22 protein-coding genes and 1 other RNA gene are annotated in these 20,372 nt (G+C 63.9%); 11 read left to right on the top strand and 12 right to left on the bottom strand.

Annotated elements, in window-relative coordinates:
• The first annotated feature begins 123 nt into the window (after positions 1 to 123).
• Positions 124 to 4,134 carry an AsmA family protein gene (locus FJ527_RS06200; RefSeq protein WP_140822214.1) on the top strand — a complete coding sequence of 1,337 codons (4,011 nt, stop codon included), beginning with the start codon at positions 124 to 126 and terminating at the stop codon, positions 4,132 to 4,134.
• Positions 4,135 to 4,143: 9 nt separating this feature from the next.
• Here the strand turns inward: FJ527_RS06200 and FJ527_RS06195 are convergent, their stop codons facing one another.
• From FJ527_RS06195 to FJ527_RS06185, 3 genes are all read right to left on the bottom strand, one after another.
• Complete coding sequence (locus tag FJ527_RS06195; RefSeq protein WP_140822212.1) at positions 4,144 to 5,061, bottom strand: sigma-70 family RNA polymerase sigma factor; 918 nt, start codon at positions 5,059 to 5,061, stop codon at positions 4,144 to 4,146.
• A gap of 33 nt (positions 5,062 to 5,094) precedes the next feature.
• Positions 5,095 to 5,400: a hypothetical protein gene (locus FJ527_RS06190; RefSeq protein WP_140714638.1), complete on the bottom strand. Its 306-nt coding sequence runs from the start codon at positions 5,398 to 5,400 to the stop codon at positions 5,095 to 5,097.
• 106 nt (positions 5,401 to 5,506) lie between these two features.
• Positions 5,507 to 5,935 (bottom strand): helix-turn-helix domain-containing protein, encoded by a 429-nt coding sequence (locus FJ527_RS06185; protein ID WP_181166287.1) that lies wholly within the window; start codon positions 5,933 to 5,935, stop codon positions 5,507 to 5,509.
• Positions 5,936 to 6,100: 165 nt separating this feature from the next.
• Between FJ527_RS06185 and FJ527_RS06180 the strand changes: the two genes are divergently transcribed.
• The gene (locus tag FJ527_RS06180) at positions 6,101 to 7,897 is read left to right on the top strand and encodes a chloride channel protein (RefSeq protein ID WP_140822210.1); all 1,797 of its coding nucleotides are present in this window, start codon (positions 6,101 to 6,103) and stop codon (positions 7,895 to 7,897) included.
• 2 nt (positions 7,898 to 7,899) lie between these two features.
• Here FJ527_RS06180 and FJ527_RS06175 read toward each other — a convergent pair whose 3' ends face one another.
• The 4 genes from FJ527_RS06175 to FJ527_RS06160 form a co-directional block, all read right to left on the bottom strand.
• Positions 7,900 to 8,124 carry a ribbon-helix-helix domain-containing protein gene (locus FJ527_RS06175; RefSeq protein ID WP_015317259.1) on the bottom strand — a complete coding sequence of 75 codons (225 nt, stop codon included), beginning with the start codon at positions 8,122 to 8,124 and terminating at the stop codon, positions 7,900 to 7,902.
• Positions 8,121 to 8,318 (bottom strand): DUF4169 family protein, encoded by a 198-nt coding sequence (locus tag FJ527_RS06170; RefSeq protein ID WP_140822208.1) that lies wholly within the window; start codon positions 8,316 to 8,318, stop codon positions 8,121 to 8,123. Before FJ527_RS06170 ends, FJ527_RS06175 begins: the two co-directional genes overlap by 4 nt.
• Before the next feature lie 11 nt (positions 8,319 to 8,329).
• The gene (locus tag FJ527_RS06165) at positions 8,330 to 8,866 is read right to left on the bottom strand and encodes an SspB family protein (RefSeq protein ID WP_140822206.1); all 537 of its coding nucleotides are present in this window, start codon (positions 8,864 to 8,866) and stop codon (positions 8,330 to 8,332) included.
• A 146-nt stretch (positions 8,867 to 9,012) separates the two neighbouring features.
• Positions 9,013 to 9,702 (bottom strand): TetR/AcrR family transcriptional regulator, encoded by a 690-nt coding sequence (locus FJ527_RS06160; protein WP_140822204.1) that lies wholly within the window; start codon positions 9,700 to 9,702, stop codon positions 9,013 to 9,015.
• Between the two features lie 183 nt (positions 9,703 to 9,885).
• Here FJ527_RS06160 and FJ527_RS06155 point away from each other — a divergent pair, with 183 nt between their 5' ends.
• Positions 9,886 to 11,091 carry a multidrug effflux MFS transporter gene (locus tag FJ527_RS06155; RefSeq protein WP_015317263.1) on the top strand — a complete coding sequence of 402 codons (1,206 nt, stop codon included), beginning with the start codon at positions 9,886 to 9,888 and terminating at the stop codon, positions 11,089 to 11,091.
• A 101-nt stretch (positions 11,092 to 11,192) separates the two neighbouring features.
• On the opposite strand, the gene FJ527_RS06150 is transcribed toward FJ527_RS06155, so the two are convergent.
• The 3 genes from FJ527_RS06150 to ssrA all read right to left on the bottom strand — a co-directional run bounded on the left by FJ527_RS06150 (position 11,193) and on the right by ssrA (position 12,753).
• A complete protein-coding gene (locus tag FJ527_RS06150; RefSeq protein ID WP_140822202.1) occupies positions 11,193 to 11,630 on the bottom strand; it encodes a VOC family protein in 438 nt (145 codons plus the stop codon).
• Positions 11,631 to 11,719: 89 nt separating this feature from the next.
• Positions 11,720 to 12,286, bottom strand: coding sequence for an AAA family ATPase (locus FJ527_RS06145; RefSeq protein ID WP_140822200.1), 567 nt, complete (start codon positions 12,284 to 12,286; stop codon positions 11,720 to 11,722).
• 106 nt (positions 12,287 to 12,392) lie between these two features.
• Positions 12,393 to 12,753: a transfer-messenger RNA gene (gene ssrA, locus FJ527_RS06140) on the bottom strand.
• 168 nt (positions 12,754 to 12,921) lie between these two features.
• On the opposite strand from ssrA, the gene FJ527_RS06135 reads away from it, so the two are divergent.
• On the top strand, positions 12,922 to 13,233 hold the full coding sequence (locus FJ527_RS06135) for a DUF2853 family protein (protein WP_015317265.1): 312 nt from the start codon (positions 12,922 to 12,924) through the stop codon (positions 13,231 to 13,233).
• Positions 13,234 to 13,406: 173 nt separating this feature from the next.
• A complete protein-coding gene (locus FJ527_RS06130; protein ID WP_023782671.1) occupies positions 13,407 to 14,201 on the top strand; it encodes a thymidylate synthase in 795 nt (264 codons plus the stop codon).
• 11 nt (positions 14,202 to 14,212) lie between these two features.
• Here FJ527_RS06130 and FJ527_RS06125 read toward each other — a convergent pair whose 3' ends face one another.
• The gene (locus tag FJ527_RS06125; RefSeq protein WP_140615707.1) at positions 14,213 to 14,422 is read right to left on the bottom strand and encodes a molybdopterin-binding protein; all 210 of its coding nucleotides are present in this window, start codon (positions 14,420 to 14,422) and stop codon (positions 14,213 to 14,215) included.
• A 153-nt stretch (positions 14,423 to 14,575) separates the two neighbouring features.
• On the opposite strand from FJ527_RS06125, the gene modA reads away from it, so the two are divergent.
• The 4 genes from modA to FJ527_RS06105 all read left to right on the top strand — a co-directional run bounded on the left by modA (position 14,576) and on the right by FJ527_RS06105 (position 17,641).
• Positions 14,576 to 15,370: a molybdate ABC transporter substrate-binding protein gene (gene modA / locus FJ527_RS06120; RefSeq protein WP_140822198.1), complete on the top strand. Its 795-nt coding sequence runs from the start codon at positions 14,576 to 14,578 to the stop codon at positions 15,368 to 15,370.
• Positions 15,371 to 15,411: 41 nt separating this feature from the next.
• Positions 15,412 to 16,116 (top strand): molybdate ABC transporter permease subunit, encoded by a 705-nt coding sequence (gene modB, locus FJ527_RS06115; protein WP_140714654.1) that lies wholly within the window; start codon positions 15,412 to 15,414, stop codon positions 16,114 to 16,116.
• Entirely contained in the window at positions 16,113 to 17,225 is a 1,113-nt protein-coding gene (gene modC / locus FJ527_RS06110; protein ID WP_140822196.1) for a molybdenum ABC transporter ATP-binding protein, read from the top strand. The genes modB and modC overlap by 4 nt, the downstream gene beginning before the upstream one ends.
• 74 nt (positions 17,226 to 17,299) lie before the next feature.
• Positions 17,300 to 17,641: a winged helix-turn-helix domain-containing protein gene (locus FJ527_RS06105; RefSeq protein ID WP_140615713.1), complete on the top strand. Its 342-nt coding sequence runs from the start codon at positions 17,300 to 17,302 to the stop codon at positions 17,639 to 17,641.
• A 131-nt stretch (positions 17,642 to 17,772) separates the two neighbouring features.
• Here the strand turns inward: FJ527_RS06105 and cobF are convergent, their stop codons facing one another.
• Positions 17,773 to 18,534 (bottom strand): precorrin-6A synthase (deacetylating), encoded by a 762-nt coding sequence (gene cobF / locus FJ527_RS06100; protein WP_140660950.1) that lies wholly within the window; start codon positions 18,532 to 18,534, stop codon positions 17,773 to 17,775.
• A gap of 181 nt (positions 18,535 to 18,715) precedes the next feature.
• Here cobF and FJ527_RS06095 point away from each other — a divergent pair, with 181 nt between their 5' ends.
• Positions 18,716 to 19,729, top strand: coding sequence for a DUF4424 domain-containing protein (locus FJ527_RS06095; RefSeq protein ID WP_140822194.1), 1,014 nt, complete (start codon positions 18,716 to 18,718; stop codon positions 19,727 to 19,729).
• Entirely contained in the window at positions 19,729 to 20,247 is a 519-nt protein-coding gene (locus FJ527_RS06090) for a dihydrofolate reductase (RefSeq protein ID WP_140822193.1), read from the top strand. The genes FJ527_RS06095 and FJ527_RS06090 overlap by 1 nt, the downstream gene beginning before the upstream one ends.
• Positions 20,248 to 20,372: the final 125 nt, after the last annotated feature.

Below are 20,372 nucleotides of genomic sequence, written 5' to 3'. Positions count from 1 at the left end.
TCCGCTTTTCCCGGATTTGTTTCAGATCGTCCGACATGACGCAACACGGGATGAATTGCCTCTTTATCGACACGCGGATGCGGGTAGAGTGCGGCGGAATTGCAATCAACCTGTTCGGAGCTGATGCTCGCACGCCTGTTCGTGATCTTCGGTGGCCTGTTCGTGCTGGTGCTGCTTGCGGCGCTGGTGGTGCCGCATTTTATCGACTGGACCGGCTACCGCGCCGAGTTCGAGCGCGAGGCAAGCGCCATCCTCGGCCGCAAGGTAACCGTGCAGGGCGACGCCACGGCAAGGCTGCTGCCGTTTCCCTCGGTGACCTTTTCCAAAGTCGCCGTCGCCGGTGGCCCCGACGGTCAGCCGGCCATGACCGTCGAGACGTTTTCGATGGACGCGGAACTGGCACCCTTCCTGCGCGGCGAGGTGCTGATCTTCGACATGCGGCTGGTGCGGCCGAAGGCGACCATCGACATCGCCGCCGACGGAACCGTCGATTGGGCCATGCGCCCGTCCTCGCCCTTCGACCCCGGCCAGGTCTCGATCGAGAAACTGACTGTGACGGAAGGGCAGATTGAACTGCGCCATGCCGCCGGCGGCCGCAGCCACATCTTTTCGGAGATCAACTCGACCATTTCGGCCAAGTCGCTGGCCGGTCCGTGGCGCATGGATGGCACGTTGCGGCTGGACGGGTTGCGGACCACGGTCGCGGCGTCGACCGGCAAGGCCGAACCCTCCGGGCAGATGCGGTTACGGGTGAAGGCGGATCCCGACGCGTATCCGCTGGTCATCGAGACCGACGGCAATGCCGGCATCGTCAACGGTGCCGCCGTCTATTCCGGCCAGTTCAAGATTTCGGGCGCGGACAAGGATAGCGCGGGCAAGAATTCAGCCGAGTTGCGCGGCACGGACGGCGAGACGGTGAAGGTCAGCACCGGCAAGTCCGATCCAGGCTTCCGGCTGAACGGCAAGTTCTCGCTCGACCACCAGAAGCTTGGCGTGGACGAATTCCGTTTCGAGACCGGTCCGCTCGACAATCCCTACACCGCCGATGGCAAGGCCTCGGTCGATCTCGGCCAGAAACCGAGTTTCGCCATCGAGGCGAATGGCGCGCAGGTTCAGTTCGACGAGGCGGTGGGTGCCCAGGCGGGTACGGGCCTGACGCTGGATCAGCGCATCGCCGGGTTGGAACAGGCGCTGCTCGATCTGCCGAAGCCGACCATTCCCGGCACGGTCGAGGTCAAGTTGCCGGCGGTGGTGGCCGGCGACACGACGGTGCGCGATGTTCATCTTTCGGCCGAGCCGGTCGGTGACGGTTGGTCGGTGAAATCGCTGGCCGCGACCTTGCCCGGCCGCACCAAGCTGGAAGCCGATGGCAATGTCATGCTCAACGTACAGGGCCATTTCGGCTTTACCGGCTCGTTGCTGCTGGCCGTGGCGCAGCCTTCGGGTTTTGCCGCCTGGCTGTCGAAGGATGTCGACGAGGCGATCCGCCGTCTGCCTGCCGCCGGTTTCAAGGCCAAGGTCGATCTCTCGGAAAATCATCAATCCTTCAGCGATCTCGAACTGATCCTCGGCAAGGCGAAGTTTTCCGGCCGCATCGATTCCAGCCAGCCCGAAGACGCAAAGCCATCTGTGCTGATGCGGCTCGAGGGCGGCGATCTCGATGTCGATGGGCTGGCGGCCTTCGCCTCGATCTTCGTCAGCGACAAGGGCGCCAACCGTTTTGCCGACAGCGACCTCGATTTCCAGATCAAGGCCGGCCCTGTCAGCGCCGGCGGCTTGACCGCCGACACGGTCGACACCGCGCTCAGGCTGCGCGACGGGCTGCTCGAAATCGACCGGCTGTCTGTCGGCGGACTGGCCGGTTCCTCGATCAGCGCCACCGGCCGCATCAAGGATTTTCCGGCGAGCCCGACCGGCAAGCTGGACGCCTCGGTGGTCGCGGTCGACCTCAAACCGCTGATCGATGTCGCAGCACGGCACTATCCGGACAATGCCGTGCTGAAGGGGCTCGCAGACCGCGCCGCAGCCTATCCCGACTTGTTCCAGGACGCGCGCGTCGACCTCGTGGCCAGTGCCGCCGACAATGGCGACGGCACCACGGGCCTGGCGGTGAGCGGGCAAGGCAAGGCCGGTGGCTCGTCCTTTTCGGCGTCGCTGTCGGGGAAGGGCGCGGTGGACAGGCTTGCCGACGCGCCGGTGACACTGACTTTCAATGCCAGGAACCCGGACGCAACCGCCTTGCTCGCGCTCTACGGCCTGCCGGCGCTGCCGCTCGGCATGTTGGGTGAAGCAAGCACCGACATCCAGGCCAAGGGCACGCTTTCCGGCGGCCTGGCGACGAGCTTCAGCCTTGCCGGCAATGACTTCAAAGCCGGCTTCGAGGGCATGGTCGCCGACACGCCGCAAGGCCCGACGGCCAAGGGCAAGATCAATCTCGATGCCTCCGACATCGAGCCGTGGCTGATGACGACGGGCATCGGCCTGCCCGGCATGGGCGCCGGCATGTCGACGTCGCTGGCCGCGCAGGCCGATTACGGCAATGGCCTGCTGGTGCTCTCCGGGCTCAGCGGCGCCATCAACGAGGCGGCTGTGTCCGGCGACATCAACCTCGATGTCAAGGAAGGAGCCGACGGCAAGGTCGGCGTGCCGCACCTGGCCGGGGCGCTGGCGCTCGACGAACTCGACCTCGATCCGATGGCGGTGGCGCTGTTTGGCGATTCCGCTTTTCTCGTGGACAAGAACGGGTCCGGCAAGAGCGACAATGCCGACAAGAACGACAGGGCCGACAAGAATGACAGTGCCGACAAGAATGACAAATCCGGCGCTTGGCCGTCGGCGCCGTTCAGCCAGAAGTCCAGCCTGCCGTTCACGGCCGATCTCGACCTGACCACGGCTTCGCTGACCGTCGGCCCGCTCGCCACCGCCTATGACGCGGCCCTCTCGCTCAAGCTCGACCCGGAAGGCATTCGGGTCACCGATCTCAAGGCCAAATTCCTCGGCGGGGCGCTCTCCGGCCTGTTCGAGCTGAAGAACAATGATGGTACCGGGCTTTTCACCGGTCAGATGAAACTGGCGGGTGCCGATCTGGCTGATGTCTTGCCGGATGCGGGCATCGGCGGCATCGGCGATTTCTCGACGACGCTGTCGACCAGCGGCAAATCCGTCGACGCGATGATTGCCGCTCTATCGGGATCCGGCACGGCGACGCTGAAGGGCTTGCGGATCGCCGGCGTCAATCCTGACGCGTTCGGGGCTTTCCTGGCCAAGGCGGATGCGATCGGACGCGATATCGACGCCGCCAAGACGGCTGGTTTCGCGCCTGACATCGCCGCCGACGGCAGCTTCGCCGCCGGGAATGCCGAGGTCGCCTTCACGATTGCCGGCGGCACGCTCAGGGCGCCGCCGATCAGTTTTGAAAACCCGGCGGCGACCTTGTCGGCCGACATCACGGCGGATCTCAACACCGGCACGGTTTCCGCCAAGGGCGCGGTCACCTATCGGCCCGGCGACGAAGCGCTGGTCGGCTCCGAGCCGGCCGTGAATTTCACCGCCGAGGGGCCGTTCGGTGCCGTGAAACGGCAGTTCGACAGCGAGCCGCTGGCGCAATTCCTGACCCAGCGTGCGCTGGAAAAAGAACAGCAGCGCGTCGAGGCGATGCAGGCCGCGCTGCTGGAGAAACAGCGGCTGCGACGCGAAGTGCGCTATTACGCGGCCCTTCAGGATGCCCGCGACAAGGCCGCCGAGGAGCTGCGCCAGCAAGAGGAAGCGGCGCGCCTGAAAGCCGAGGCCGACGCCAAGGCGAAAGCGGAGGCCGACGCTCAGGCCCAGGCCGAAGCGGATGCCAAGGCAAAGGCCGACGCGGAAGCAAAAGCCAAGGCGGATGCCGAGGCCAAGGCGGCGGCGGAACAGCAGGCAGCGGACGAGGCGGCCAAGGCGCAGGCCGAGCAGGAGCGCCAGAAGGCGGAGGAGGCGATGCGCATTGCCTCCCAGGAAAAAGCCAGGCTCGAAGCCGAGCGCAAGGCGGCGCAACAGGCACCCAAGGCCGAGCAGGTGCCCGCCAACGACAATCCGCCTCCAGCCAAGCCGAAAGCCAATCCGTTCACGGTCGACAATCTGCTCAAGTCACTGCAGTAGGCAGCAGGGCTAGGCTTTCCGGTTGCTCGCCCGCCAGGCAATCGTCTCAAGAACGAATGCTTCGGCGCCGTCGGCCACGTATCTGGCGTGGCGGAAATCGCGGATGGCGGCAAGCTTGCCGCCCTGCCAACCCAGCAGGATGAAGTATGCAGGTGCTGCCGCAGGGTCGTTGGGATCGCGCACGAGGATTGCCGGACGGTCCTCGACAAAACCGGACTGGAAATGCCAGTCCCGCACCCGGGAATAATTGCCGAAATAGGTGGCCACCTCCTTGCGGCCGTTGAGCCTTGCCCTGGCCACCAGTTCCAGCCGCACTTCGTCGGCCAGCATGTCTCGCACGGCATCGAAATCGCGGGCGTTGAAGCGATCGACATAGGCGTCGAGCAACAGGCGCTCCGATGCACTCAGCCTGGGAACAGGACGATCGTCCTGTTCGTCGGCGAGCTCACGCAACCGGCCACGGCCACGATGCAGCGCTGCCTTGATCGCGGGGACACTGACGTCGAGCATGTTGCTGATTTCCCGCAGCGAATAGCCCAGCACATCCATCATGATGACGCTGCTTCGCTGCGCGACGGGAAGGCGCATGAAACTGTGCAATCCGGCTGCCGCGGCCTGCCGGTCGGCGATGGAATTTGCCGGGTCGGCGATCATGTCCGGCTCCTCCTCGGAGAAAGTCTTCTCACGGGCGCGGCGGCGCAAAAAGTCGAGCGCCGCATTGTGGGCGATGCGAAACAGCCAGCCTTCGGGATTGGCGATCGGGACGGTGCCGGCCAAGGCCTCGAATGCCTTGGCCAGCGCCTCCTGCACGACGTCCTCGCCATCGACGACCGAGCCGGTCATCCGGGCGCAGTAGCGATGCAGTTTGGGGCGCAATTCGCCGAACAAGCGGTCGAAAGGCTCTGGGATCTCGCCTGGATTGTTCATGCACCGGCCGTTCTTGACATGGTTCTATTCAGGCTACTCGTCCAGCATCCGATAATGGCCCACCACTGTCATCACGTCACGATGCGGAGGGTCGACGCAGCGATCCCTGATGCCACTCTGAAAAGCCTGGAAGGCGGCAAGCCCTGTGATGAGGTCGGCATGCCCGTCGGTTTCGGTCTCGACGAGATGGACGAAAGTGCCATCGGCGGAGCGCCAGGTCATGTAGCGAACGCCTTCCGGCGATTTGCCGCGCAGTTCCTCGAACACTGCCTTGACCAGGCGCTCGTTCTCGTCGGCCCGGTCCGGCTTCGTCTTGTAGCGTATCAAATGGCGTTTCATCGCATCGGCTCCCTTGGCTGTCGCGTGTCCAAGACGCCGCGGCCAGCCCAGAGGATTCGGATTCCGGAAAAAATAGTTCGTTATCGGCCCGCACGGATGCTGGACGTCAGTCCTGGCTCCGGTCGAGCAGGCGCCGCAGCATGGGTTCGATGCGCGAGAGCTCGTCGAGATGCGCGGCCGACAGTTCGGCCAGGCAATCGTCGGCCCGCTCGGTCAGCCGCAGCAGGACGCGGCGGTGGTCATCCTTGTCCTGGTCGCGTGCGACCAGTCCTGCCTCGCCGAGGCGGTTGACCAGTTCGACGGCGCTGTGGTGGCGGATGCGCAAGCGTTCCGCCAGGTCGCCGACCGTCACCGGCCCGCCGCCGGGATATCCCTTGATCGCCAGCAGCGCCTGGTGCTGGCGCGGTGTCAGGCCGGCGTCCTCGGCCTGCACCTGGCTGAATTCGAGGAAGCGGCGGATGAGGTAGCGGAACTCGGACAGCCGCTGGTAGTCCGACTGCCTGATGGCGGGGCGTGGTGTCTTGGGCTGCGTCATATCGGAGATGTCTTCGTTTTCCGGTGAAAGCTCAAACGAAATTTCGAGCGAAAGCCGCTTGAACAGATATATCGTGTTACGATACATACCCGGCCGACAACCGGCTGGCCACTTCGACCGTGCCGCAGAACCCAGACACGGCCGCCGGCAGGAAGCAAAGCCACCATGAAGACCCATAACTCCAATCCCGATCATCTCCGGGATTTCACCACGGATGCCCGAGTGCTGCTCGTCGCCGCGATAGCGGTGGTGGTGGCGACCGCCGGGCTGTTTGCCGGCATCGCGCTTCTGAAGCTGATCCGGCTCGCCACCAACATCGCCTATTTCGGCCAGTTCTCGCTTGCCGAGCTGAAGCTGCAGGATACGCCGCTCGGGCTTGCCGCCGTCATCGTTCCGGTCATCGGCGCGCTGATCATCGGCCTGATGGCGCGCTACGGCAGCGAGAAGATCCGCGGCCACGGCATTCCCGAGGCCATCGAGGCGATCCTGCTTGGGCGCTCCAAGCTCGACGCCAAGGTGGCGATCCTGAAGCCGCTGTCGTCGGCGATCTCGATCGGCTCGGGCGGGCCGTTCGGCGCCGAGGGTCCGATCATCATGACCGGCGGCGCCATCGGCTCGTTGATCGCGCAGATGCTGCCGGTCTCGGACAACGAGCGCAAGACATTGCTGGTGGCGGGAGCGGCGGCCGGCATGACCACCGTGTTCGGCACGCCGATCGCAGCCATCATGCTGGCGGTCGAATTGTTGCTGTTCGAATGGACGCCACGCAGCTTCATCCCCGTCGCGGTGGCGGCCATCGTGGCCGAGGTGGAGCGCACCATGCTGCACATGCCAGGGCCGATCTTTCCGTTCGCGGGCAACATGGCGGTTTCCTTCGTCGGCCTTGGCGGCTGGGTGCTGGTCGGCATCTGCGCCGGCCTGTTATCCGGGCTGCTGACGCAGATGGTCTATGCCTGCGAGGACGGCTTCCAGAAGCTGCCGATCCACTGGATGTGGTGGCCGATGCTCGGCGGTCTGGTGGTCGGCATAGGCGGCTTGATCGACCCACGAGCGCTCGGCGTCGGCTATGACAACATTGCCGGCATGCTGGACGGCCGCACGATCGCCACCGCGGCGCTGCTGCTGCTGGTGGTCAAGGCCATCATTTGGTCGGTTGCGCTCGGCTCGGGAACTTCGGGCGGCGTGCTGGCGCCGCTGTTGATCATGGGTGGCGCGATGGGGGCGGTGCTTGCCGGCATCCTGCCGGCGGCGGACCCGGGCTTCTGGGCACTGCTGGCGATGGCCGCCACCATGGGCGGCACGATGCGCGCGCCGCTGACAGCCACTTTCTTCGCCGTCGAGCTGACCGGCAACACGCATGTGCTGGTGCCGCTGATCGCGGCTTGTGCCGCGGCGCACGCGGTCACCGTGCTGCTGATGAAGCGTTCGATCCTGACCGAGAAGATCGCCAGGCGGGGGCACCATCTGGTTCGCGAATATCGCGTCGACCCCTTCGCGCTGACCAGGGTGCGCGAGGTGATGACGGCGCAGGTCGAGAGCGTGCCGGCGACGATGACGCTGCATGGTGCGGCCGCCTTCCTGACCGCGCCGGAAACCCGGCATCCGAGTTTTCCCGTGGTCGATGAAAACAGGCAGGTGCTCGGCCTCATCGATCCGCCGGCGATCCTGCGCTGGCGCCGTGCCGGCAAGCACCGGACAACGACGCTCGGCGAGCTGCTGGCCGGAAGCAAGGTGACGCTGGCCCATCCCGACGAATATCTGGAAGGCTTGTCGGACAAGCTGCTGACCGCCAATGTCTCGCATCTGCCGGTCGTGGCGCGTGAGGATGGAAGGTTGGTCGGCTATGTCGGCTGGAAGGATCTGATGCGCGTGCGCTCGCGCAAGCAGGCCGAGGAACGTGAGCGCTCCACCTTGCTCGGCTTCGGACGCGGGAAAAAGGCGGACCCGGTTGAGGGTGCGTAAGTTCAGGCGCTCGTCGCGCGCTTCGCCCACTCCAGGACATGCAGCCTGAGCGCCGAGGACAGGTTGGTGTCACGGGGCCGGGTCTCGTCGATTTCGGCGACAAGGGCGGCGAGCGTCAGCTTCCTGGTCGCCGCGATGGCGACGAGATCGTCATAGAAGGGCTTTTCGAGGGAATAGCTGGTGCGATGGCCGCGAATGGTCACCGAGCGTTTTTCGACGGCGCTCATCGATCGTCAGGCTGGGCGGGCTTTTCGCGATGATGGCCCGCGACAAACCTTTCGCTCTTGTCGGCGATCAGGCGGTCGCGTTCCTTTTCGGCCTTGGTGCGACCGTGCAAGGCGCGATTCCGGCTAGCGGTTTGTGCCTTGTCGTCCCGCGCCTTCTGCTTGCGAGCCTGGCGGAGATTGACGATGTCGGCCACGGACCGCGAGCCTACTTCTTGCGGAAGGCGTCGAGCGAGACCACTTCGGCGCCCTTGGCGCCGGCATCCGCGGCGGTTGCCTTCTTCTCCGCTTCGGCGGCGGCCTTCTTCTCGGCCTTCGGCTTCTTCTCGGAGACGATGGTCAGCGGCTCGGGCACCGGTGCTGCCGGTTCCTCGTCGGGCTGCGCATCGGCCTTGACGTCGAATTCGAGCTCGAAATTGACCGAGGGGTCGTAGAAGCCGCGCACGGCCGAGAACGGGATTTCCAGTTTCTCCGGCACGTCGGAGAAGGAGAGACCGACCTCGAAACCGGTGTCGGTCACCTTCAGGTCCCAATACTGGAACTGGATGACGATGGTCATCTGCTCGGGATAGCGCTCGCGCAGCCGCGACGAGACGCGCACGCCCGGCGCGCCGGTCAGGAAGGTGATGAAGAAATGATGGTTGCCGGGGAGGCCGGTGCGCGCGACCTCTGCCAGGACCTTGCGCATGACGCCGCGCAACGCCTCCTGGGCCAGAATGTCGTAGCGGATATGGTCGTCGGCCATGAGGTGGTCGGGTTCCGTTGAATCGTCCGCATAGCTGTAATCAAGCTTGGGCGCGGCGTAAACCTGATATAGACCGCCGCCGCGCCGAAGCGAGGACTATTGCAAACGATTTGATCGGCAAGGCGGCTTGGCGGCAACGCCAAATGTTATGCGTTAGCCAGCGCAGCGTGTCTTTTGAGGCTGGTCGGGGAAGGGCGCTTGCCGAAAGCGCGCAGGAAGGTGCGCACGCCTGATGTCGCCGATTGCACCACCTCGTCCTCGCCTGGCGTGCCGCCAAGCATGAAGGTGGTCTGCAATTCGGCATTGACGAGGCCGAGGAACTGGCGCGCCGCGACGTCGGGATCGTCGATCGTGAGATAGCCGCCATAGGCGAGGCGGGCGAAGCGGGCGGCGATCGCCGGCCACGTCCTGCCGGGTCCCTGTTGGCGCCATTCGGCAAAGAGCTCGGGATAGCGCTCGCCCTCGGTCTGGATCAGCTTGCGCAGGAATTTTCCGTCCCGGTTGCAGATGCAGTTCTGGTTCAGGCGCACGGCAAAACCGATCAGGTCGGCCTCGAGATCCCCAGGCTGATCGGGGAAGGTGGCGATGGTGGCGAAAATGCCGGCGTTGCAGCGCTCGGTCAGGTCGCGCACCACCGCGATGAACAGTTTTTCCTTGTCGCCATGGTGGTTGTAGACCGTCTGGCGCGACACCCCGGCCTCAACCGCGATCAGGTCGATATTGGCGCCGGAGAAGCCTTCGCGGCAGAACACGCCGGCAGCGGCGTCGACGATCGACAGGCGCTTGGCCTCGTGGCCGCGTGGCGGGAAAGTGTCAGGAGAAACGCCCAGTCTCATGAAAATCTATATAGAGGTGATTGACGATTTAGACAAGACTGTCTAAATTTGTGGACACGATATAAGGGGATTTCGCTCCGGAGACGAATAAATTTGCTCCAGGAGTAGGAAACCCACGGGATGGAACGTCCTAGGGTCAGACGTCGCCGGCGGCGGCAACCAGATTCGAAAGAAGCCAATATCATGAGCCCCAAATTCCTCCGCATCGCGGTCGTGCTCGGCCTGTTGTCCGCCATCGGCCCGTTCGCCATCGACATGTATCTGCCCGCTTTGCCGTCGATCGGCACCGATCTGCATGCTGGCACCGCCGCCGTGCAGATGAGCCTTTTGATCTTCTTCCTGTCGATGGGCTTCGGCCAGATCGTCGTCGGGCCGATCTCCGACATGGTCGGCCGCAAGCTGCCGCTCTATGGCGGCTTGGCGCTGTTCATGGCCGGCGGCATCGGCTCGGCAATGGCGCCGACCATCGAGTGGCTGATCGCCTTCCGCTTCCTGCAGGGGCTTGGCGCCAGTGCCGGAATGGCCATTCCGCGCGCCATCGTGCGCGACCTGCACACCGGCAATGAGGCCGCCAAGCTGATGTCGCTGCTGATGCTGGTGTTTTCGGTGTCACCGATCCTGGCGCCGCTGACCGGCAGCCAGATCATCGAGAATTTCGGCTGGCGCGCCGTGTTCTGGACCGTGACCGGCGCGGCGGTGCTTGCCACCATCCTGCTCGCGACCTCGCTCAAGGAGACACGGCCGGCGGAAGAACGCGTCGGGTCCTCCTTCGGTACCGCCCTTGCCGGCTACCGCTTCCTGATGGGCGACCGTAATTTCCTCGGCCTGGTGGCGATCGCCGGCTTCGGCATTGCGAGCTTCTTCGTCTATCTGTCGAGTTCGTCCTTCATCCTGATCGACCATTACGGGCTGTCGCCTTCGGTCTACAGCGTCTTCTTCTCGATCAACGCGGTTGCCTTCATCGGCATGTCGCAGTTGACGGGCCTGCTTTCCGAACGGTTCGGACTGAAGCGCGTGGTGTGGGTGGCGGTGACCGGCTACGCGACGACGATGGTTGTGCTATTCGCGATCATGGCGACTGGCGTCGATCGGCTTGACGTGATGGCGGCCCTGCTGTTCGTCGGCTACGGCTTCCTCGGCTTGGTCATCCCGACCACATCGGTGCTGGCCATGGAAGAGCATGGCGAGATCGCCGGCACGGCGTCGGCGCTGATGGGCACGCTGCACTTCGCCATCGGCGCGCTCGCCATGGGCGTCGCCGGTGTGTTCTTCGACGGCACGCCGCTGCCGATGGTCGCTGGCATCACGCTCTGCGCGGTGATCTCGTTCGCACTGGCGAAGGTCACTCTTGGCCGTTCGCGCGAAGCGGTCGAAGCGCCGGCGGAATAGGAAATCCTCAATGAACCAGGAGAGGCCGGGTCGATCCCGGCCTCTTTGTGTCGAAGCCGGCGTTTGCCCCGGGTTGACGACCGCGCTCTGGCTGCTGACGCTCAGCTGAGTTCCTGGGCGAGGCCGATGAGAAGCCCTTCAGGCCCACGGATGTAGCAGAGCCGATACACGTCCTTGTACTCGACCACTTCGCCTACGAGTTGCGCTCCGCGCGTGCGGAGCCTTTCAAGCGTGTCGTCGATGTCGTCCACGGTGAACATGACGCGGAGGTAGCCCAGGGCGTTGACCGGGGCGGTCCGGTGATCCGCGACGACAGGCGGCGCGAGGAAGCGGGAGAGCTCCAGCCGGCTGTGGCCGTCCGGCGTGCGCATCATGGCAATCTCGACATGCTGGTCGCCCAGTCCGGTGACACGTCCGGCCCATTCTCCTTCGACCGTGGCCCGCCCTTCGAGCTCGAGGCCGAGTTCGCGAAAGAAATCGATCGTCACTCCGAGGTCTTCGACGACGATTCCTACATTGTCCATCCGCTTGAGCGCCATGTTTCCGATCTCCAGGGGGTGTGGTTTCAGTTTACAAGGTATCGCCTGGTCCAACAACGCACAGGAAAGGCCGGACCCGTCCGACCTCTTTATGTCCGCGATATCAGCGGCAATCCAGCAGCGTCGAGGAGGAAGCGTACACGCTCTTCGACTGGCGCAGGCGGCAAGGTCACCAATTCGTAGCCGAGTTCGGCATAGACGCCGGCCACGGACTGGCAAGTGCGCTCGGCCTCGTCCAGCGTTTGCTTGCGTTCTTCGTCCTGGGTGAAGATCTCCGGCCAAGGCGGGGCGATGAAGACGCGACGCGCATAGCGGAATTTCGTGGCGGCATTGGTGAGGTGATCCGGCACCGGGAGGCCGCAGAGCCTGAGATAGCCGATCGTGTCCGGCACGCCGCGATCGAAGAAGACCGGACCGGCCAGCTCGCGGACCGCACGGTACGAGCGCATTTCCCACGACAGCATCAGTTCGGCGAACAATGCGCGATCGCTCCAGGGCAGGGCGGTTCCACCAATGGCGGATTGGTCGCGGATGATGCCGCGCCCGGCCTCGGCGGATGTCGCAAAGCCCGCCTGCCGCAAGGCTTCGATCAAGGTGGTCTTGCCGGAGCCGGAGCCGCCGGTCAGCACGAAGAATCGATCGGAATTGTTTTGCATTTTGTCCATGGAGAAAGGGCACGCAACGCAGCGGCTTCGCAGCCGTGGACGTGCGAAGTCTTGACGGCAGGAACCGTTGTGCGTCACGCAAAATGAAAGGGGGAGAAGTGGAGGTTTCTGTTGCCAGGTACCTCCGAACCCCGCCTAGAAGTGCGAACCCCTAGGGCTTGATTTGAAGCTATCGCACTGCATTAAGCAGCGAGACGTGCTTCCGCATAGTTGTCGTTGGCAACTATAAGTTTAGCCCGATGACGGTGGTACAATGCCGGGCAAAAGTACGATCTTTACACCTTCGTCGATCCTATTTCGCCCCCAGCAAAAACCGCTCTGTCCTCAACAGCGGCTTTTGGTGGAGGCGCCGGGTACCGCCCCCGGGTCCGAACGGCTTATTTCATCGCCCATTTATCGCCATAGTCGGTCAAGCCGACAAAACGAATATAGGGGGGCTTGCGCGGAAATGAAAGGCCGCAATGGTGCTTTGTCCCTGTGTCAAATCGCGACGCCAAGGGTTGACTTGGGCGCGGTCTCAACCGAAGCTTTGCGGGCGGTGAGGAGTTACCGACCTAGCGCACAAGTTGCGAAGCGCGCCACAGCCCTCATCGATCGGATCCGTGGCGCCGACGAGGGGAATTCTGATGGCCGATTATCTTGCGGATGTGAAGAAATATGACGCCGCGGCAAGCGCCGATGCGGTCGAAAAAATCGTCAAGCACCTGGGCATTGCGCTGAGGAACCGCGATTCCTCGCTGGTGTCCTGCACGGATCCGAAGGAGTTGGCGCGGGTCAAGGAGAGCTGGGTGGCCAAGAAGCTCGGCGTCAGCGACGGGGCGAAAGCCGACGCCGCAATCGAGAAGACCTGCAAGGCGATGCACGCCGACAACACCAAGAACCGCGTGACCTTCTACTATCTGGTGGCCAAGGACCTGGGCAAGCTCGGCTCTCTTTGAGACCTTTGGTTACTCATTCTGGCGGCCGGCTGGCGATTTCCGCGCTTCCGGTTCGCCGGGGAGGATTCTGGGCAGGCTTCGTTCCCTGCTGAATGGGGATGATCTCAGACAAGCGTGGCGTCGGCGCCTATATGCGCTATGATCGACGAATTCCCGAATCGAGCCCGGAACCGATGCGCCAGTATCTCGACCTCCTGCAGCACGTGCTGGACAACGGCGCCGATCGCGGCGACCGCACCGGCACCGGCACGCGCTCCGTCTTCGGCTACCAGATGCGCTTCGATCTGGCTCGCGGCTTTCCGGTCACCACCACCAAGAAGCTGCATCTGAAGTCGATCATCCATGAACTCCTGTGGTTCCTGGCCGGCGACACCAACATCAAGTACCTGACCGACCACGGCGTTTCGATCTGGGATGAATGGGCCGACGAGAATGGCGATCTCGGCCCGGTCTACGGCAGGCAGTGGCGATCCTGGCCAGACGGCCATGGCGGCTCGATCGACCAGATCGCCAATCTTCTCAAGGAGATCCGCCGCAATCCTCAATCGCGGCGGCTGATCGTCTCGGCCTGGAATCCCGCCGAGGTGGAAGCCATGGCGCTGCCGCCTTGCCACTGCCTTTTCCAGTTCTACGTGTCCGAGGGCCGGCTTTCCTGCCAGCTCTACCAGCGCTCCGCCGACATCTTCCTCGGCGTGCCGTTCAACATCGCGTCCTACGCGCTGCTGACGTTGATGGTGGCGCAGGTGACAGGGCTGAAGCCGGGCGATTTCGTGCACACGCTTGGCGACGCGCATCTCTACTCGAACCATTTCGAGCAGGCGCGCGAACAGTTGCGGCGCACGCCAAGGACCCTGCCGACGATGTGGATCAATCCTGAGGTGAAGGACCTTTTCGCCTTCCGCTTCGAGGATTTCCGGCTGGAAAACTATGTCGCCGACGCGTCGATCAAGGCGCCCATCGCGGTCTGAGCCGCGGCTTTTCAGTCGATGCCGACCATCACGTCCGAGGCCTTGACCACGTCGTAGGCCTGCTTGCCCTTTTCGAGCTTGAGGTCGGCGACAGCTTCATTGGTGATCGAGGCGGTGACGATGATGCCGCCGCCAATGTCGATGCGGACATGCGAGGTGGTGGCTCCCTTGACGATTTCGGTGATCGTTCCCTCGAGCACGTTGCGGGCGCTGATCTTCATTGCAGTTCCTTTCGCGGCGGCGGTTTTATCAGAACAATCATGCAGCGCCGGATCGAGTTTCAGCCGGCCGGGCCTTCCCTTGTTATATCCATGCGGATATATCGGTCTACAGGCTTCGAGCCAACCGGAGTTTGAACCCAGGGAGAGTTTTCGATGACACGCAAAGGTTTCGGGTTGAGGATGATCGCCATTGGCGGCTTTGCGGCGACATTGATGGCGGCAATGCCGGCAGCGCACGCGGAAGACAAGGTCGTGGTGTTCGCGGCGGCCAGTCTCAAGGATGCGCTCGATGCGGTGAACAAGGCCTGCGAAGCCGATGTCGGCGAGGCCGCGACCGTTTCCTATGCCGCGAGTTCGGCATTGGCCAAGCAGATCGAGGGTGGGGCGCCGGCCGACGTCTTCATCTCCGCCGATCTCGACTGGATGAAATATCTCTCCGACAGGAAGCTGACCAAGCCCGACACGGAAGTGAAGCTGCTGGGCAACGAGATCGTGCTGGTGGCGCCGAAGGATTCGACGGTCGAAACCAAGATCGAGAAAGGCTTTGACCTCGCCAAGCTCGTCGGCGACGGCAAGCTTGCCATGGGCGATTTCAAGGCCGTGCCGGCCGGCAAATACGGCAAGGCGGCGCTTGAATCGCTCGGCGTCTGGTCCTCGGTCGAGGGCAAGGTGGCGCAGGCCGAGAATGTCCGTGCGGCGCTGAAGCTGGTTTCAACAGGTGAGGCCGCCCTCGGCATCGTCTATGCCACCGACGCGCACGCCGAAAAGGGCGTCAAGGTGGTCGGCACCTTCCCCGTGGATTCATATCCGCCGATCATCTATCCGGTTGCCCAGACCGCCGATTCGAAGGACAAGGATACGCCGGCCTTCCTGAAGTGCCTGCAGTCCGCCAAGGCCGGCGCGCTCTTTAGGGAACAGGGTTTTACCGCGCTCACGCCCAGCAACTGAGTCGGCGAGCAACTGAGTTCGAAAAGGCCCGATACCGCACTATGAGCTGGCTGCTGGACCTCACTCCCGACGAATGGAATGCGGTCCGGCTGTCCATCAAGGTGGCGACGGTGGCGATGCTCGCCAGCCTGCCGCCGGGCATAGCGATCGCGCTGCTGCTTGCCCGGGGGCAATTCTGGGGCAAGACGCTGCTCAACGGGGTGGTGCACCTGCCGCTGATCCTGCCGCCCGTGGTGACCGGCTATCTCTTGCTTTTGACGTTCGGCAAACGCGGCCCGGCCGGGGCCTTCCTCGCCGAACAATTCGGCATCGTCTTCTCGTTTCGCTGGACGGGTGCCGCCCTTGCCTGCGGTGTCATGGGCTTTCCCCTGATGGTGCGGGCGATCCGGCTGTCGATCGAGGCGGTGGATCGCAAGATGGAGGCGGCGGCGGGAACGCTCGGCGCCAACCCGCTGTGGGTGTTCGGCACCATCACGCTGCCGCTGATCCTGCCCGGGCTGATCGCCGGCGCCATCCTGTCCTTCGCCAAGGCGATGGGCGAGTTCGGCGCGACGATCACTTTCGTCTCCAACATTCCTGGCGAGACTCAGACGCTGCCGTCGGCGATCTACACTTTTACCCAGGTGCCGGGCGGCGACGAAGGGGCGCTGCGGCTGACGCTGATTTCGATCATCATCTCGATGGCGGCATTGGTCGCATCGGAAGTGCTGGCGCGGCGGGTCGGGCGGCGGATGGACATCGAATGAGCGTCCTTGTCGACATCGGCCACCGGCTTGGCGATTTCGCCATCGATGCCCGCTTCGAGAGCGCCGGACGGCTGACAGCGCTGTTCGGGCCGTCCGGTTCCGGCAAGACGACGCTGATCAACATGATTGCCGGGCTGATCCGGCCGGACAAGGGGCGCATCGAGATCGATGGCCGCGTGCTGGTCGACACTGGTGCCGGCATTTTCGTGCCAAGGCACAAACGCCGCATCGGCATGGTGTTCCAGGATGCGCGCCTGTTTCCGCATATGAGCGTGATGAGCAATCTGCGCTACGGCCGCTGGTTCACGCCGGCGGCGGAACGCTATGCGGACATGGACGCCGTTGTAGAATTGCTGGGCATCGGCCCGCTGCTTGGGCGACGACCGGCAAAACTCTCGGGCGGCGAGAAGCAGCGCGTGGCGATCGGCAGGGCGCTGCTGGCCAGCCCCAGACTGCTGCTCATGGACGAGCCGCTGGCTTCGCTCGACGAAGCGCGCAAGGCCGAGATCCTGCCCTATATCGAGCGGCTGCGCGACGAAACGAAGATCCCGATCGTCTATGTCAGTCATTCGGTCGCCGAGGTGGCGCGGCTGGCGAGCGACGTCGTGATGCTGGCGCGGGGCAAGGTCACGGCTAGCGGCCCGACCGACGCTGTCATGCAAAGGCTCGACCTGTTGCCGGTGGAAGAGCGCGGCGAGGGCGGCGCCGTGCTGGACACGAAGGTGCTGCGTCACGAGGAGGCTTTTGGGATGACCGTGCTCGGCTCGGCCGCCGGCGAGATCCGCGTGCCGCGTCTTGGGATGAAGGCCGGGGCTCCCGTGCGTATCCGCATTCGCGCTCGCGACGTGATGATCGCCGCGGAGGAACCGACGGGCCTCAGTGCCCTCAACATCCTGCCCGGCACGATCGTCGCGATCAGTCCCGGCGAGGGGCCGACGGTCGAAATCGGCATCGACTGCAATGGGGCAACGGTGCTCGCCCGCATCACGGAACAGTCGCGGCAGGCGCTGAAGCTGCGGCTCGGCGGCAAGGTTTTCGCGGTGGTCAAGACCGTGAGCTTCGATCGGGGAAATACCGGCGCCGGTCTGCCGCTCGACGTCGATGGCTGACAGCGGCGGCGATCGGCGCTATATTGTTTTGGAATAACGGTCGCGGAAGCTGAAGCGGTCGCGGAGGAGCAAAAATGCCGTCGCTGAGCTTGCGGATAAATCTCGATCCGGACGGACGGATCGGTCCTGGCAAGATCGAGCTTCTGGAGCACATCGCCACCTTCGGTTCGATCTCGGCCGCCGCGCGCGGCATGGCGATGTCCTACAAGCACGCCTGGGACCTGGTCGAGGACATGAACCGGGTGTTCGGCAAGCCGCTGGTGGCGGCGCAGACCGGCGGCCGCAAGGGCGGCGGCGCGCAACTGACGACCGTCGGCCTGGCCGTGGTCAGCCGTTTTCGCGCCATCGAGCGCGCGGCGAGTGCGGCCGCGGCAACGCATATGGACGCGTTGCAGTCGGAGATTGAGGCGGGATAGGGGAGTAGTGAGTAGTGAGTAGTGAGTAGTGAGTAGTGAGTAGTGAGTAGTGAGTAGTGAGTAGTGAGTAGTGAGTACAGCCTAGTCCCCACTGACTACTGACTACTGACTACTGGCTACTCACTATTCCACTACTCCGGCTTTCGCAGCAAATACGTATCCATGATCCAGCCTTTCTTCCGACGGGCTTCGTCGCGGCGCTTTTCGATCTCGGCGCCGACATCGCCAAGGCGGCCGGAGATGATGATCTCGTCGGGCGTGCCGAGATAGGCGCCCCATTGGATGAAAAGGTCCTGGTCGGCCAGCGTGTTGAAGGCGCATTTGCCGTCGAGCATGACGACGGCGCTGCCGGCATTGTCCGGCATGCCTTCCTCGGTCAGGCGGCGGCCGGTGGTGATCAGCACGGGATCGCCGATGCGGTTCAGCGCCGTTTTGTGGCTGGCTGCCAGCGCCTGGACGGCCGTTATGCCGGGAATGACTTCCAGGTCGAATGCAACATTGCCCCTCAGGCGCACGCGCTCGAGGATGCGCAGAGCGCTGTCGTAGAGCGAAGGATCGCCCCAGATCAGGAAGGCGCCGCAGCCACCCCCGGAGATCTCGTCGCGGATCAGTCCCTCGTAGATGGCGGCGATGGCTTCATGCCAGTCGTCGACGGTCGAGCGATAGGAAGAGGTTGGTTCGGCGCGCACCGGCACGTCGAACTCGACCCGGCGTGAGGCCGGGTTGGTGACGAAGCGGTCGCAGATGCCGCGCCGCAGGTTGGCAAGATCGGTCTTGTCGGTGCCCTTGTCGGGAATAAACAGGACGTCCGCCCTGTTCAGCCCTGCTATGGCCTGGACAGTCATGTGGTCGGGATTGCCGGCGCCGATGCCGATGACGAGAAGCTTGCGCATGGCGCGAACTCCTGCCCCATCGGAACCTGTTAGTCCAGACCGCGTGCGTGTCCAGACCGCCTGCGTGTCCAGACCGCCCGCGTGTCCAGACCGGTCACGCACGCCCAGCAAGCGGAAGGGCTTTGAAACGCCGCATCGAAACGGCTAGGGTCATCCAGGCATTCCAGCCGAGGGGGCTTCGATGTTGCGATCTGTTCTGGCTTTAGCGTTGGCGCTTTCGGTCGCGCCTGCAATGGCCAATGATTCGGTTGCCGAGCTTGGCACCGGCGGCCTGATCCTGTCGCGCAGCGATGCCGTGGCGATGCAAAGCGAGGATCTTTTCATCTCGCCCGAAAAGGTGACGGTGGACTACGTCTTCCACAACAACACCGACAAGGATGTCGAGGCGATAGTCGCCTTCCCGATGCCCGACATTTCGGGCGATCCCGAAGAGATGCCGGCGATCCCGGAAAACCAGAGCGATAATTTCCTCGGCTTCGAGGTGACGATCGACGGCGTCGCGGCCAAGCCCCAACTCGAGCAGAAGGTGCTCGCGCTCGGCATCGACATCGGCGCCGACCTCAAGGCGCAAAACGTGCCCTTCAACCCGTTCGGCGACGCGGCCAACGCGGCGCTGGCGAAGCTGCCGCAAGGGGTGGCTGACGACTGGGTCGACCGCGGCATCATCATCGGGGATTCCACAGCCGACAGTGGCCAAAAACCGGTCTATTCGCCGTTCTGGCAATTGCGCTCGACCTATTGGTGGCGCGCGGCCTTTCCGGCCAACAAGGACGTTCACGTCTCGCACCGCTACAAGCCCAGCGTGGGCGGCACATCCTCGGTCAGTTTCTTCAATGAAGGCCAGTTCCAGAACTCATACGCGGCCTACAAGAGCCGCTACTGCATGGACGACACATTCGAGAATGCGGTGCGCAAGGCGGCGAAGGACAATCCGGACGGCTATCCCAAATTCTACGAAAGCCGCATCGCCTATATCCTGACCACCGGCGGCAACTGGGCGGCGGGCACCATCGGCAAGTTCAAGCTGACCATCGACAAGGGCAACCCGAAAGCCCTGGTCTCGTTCTGCGGCGACAACGTCAAAAAGGTCGGGCCTACGCGTTTCGAGATGAAGGCGAACGATTTCTATCCCGAGCACGACATCGACATCCTCCTGCTCGTCCCGTCGGACAGCAATGGCGGGGACGCAAACTGATGCATGTCGCGATCTATGTCGCCATTGCCGAGAACGGCGTGATCGGGCGGGACGGCGGGTTGCCCTGGCGGCTCTCCACCGACCTCAAGCGGTTCAAGGCCGACACGATGGGCAAGCCCATCATCATGGGGCGCAAGACCTATGAAGGCATCGGCCGGCCGCTGCCGGGCAGGCTGAACATCGTCGTCACCCGCGACAAGGCCTGGCGTGCCGAGGGCGTCGAGGTGGCGCATACGCTCGAAGCCGCGATCCAGCTGGCGACCGTGCGCGGACGCCGCATGACAGGCGTCGACGAGGTCTGCATCATCGGCGGCGGCGAAATCTATGCCCAGGCGCTGCCGCTGGCCGAGCGCCTGCACGTGACCCATGTGCTGGCCGCCGTCGATGGCGACGCGCATTTCCCGCCGATCGACCCTGATGCATGGCAAGTGGTCAGTTCGCGGGAGATTGCGTCAGGAGAAAAGGACAGCCATGCGACGCGCTATACGGTTTATGAGCGCCGCCGCGAGACAGTTTGAAGATAAAGGACGACAAAGGGTCGCTACCGGCCCAAAACGGATGAAGTCGGCGGCGCATCGCGTTGAAAGCGCGCCGTGGCGTCCCTATAGAAGAACGACACTGGATTTGCGCCGTAACCGCGGCG

This window comes from Mesorhizobium sp. B2-4-18 (genome assembly GCF_006441385.1).
Classification (GTDB): Bacteria; Pseudomonadota; Alphaproteobacteria; order Rhizobiales; family Rhizobiaceae; genus Mesorhizobium; species Mesorhizobium australicum.
Note: the sequence above shows the minus strand (reverse complement) of the source record. Positions and strands in the feature narration are given on the sequence as shown.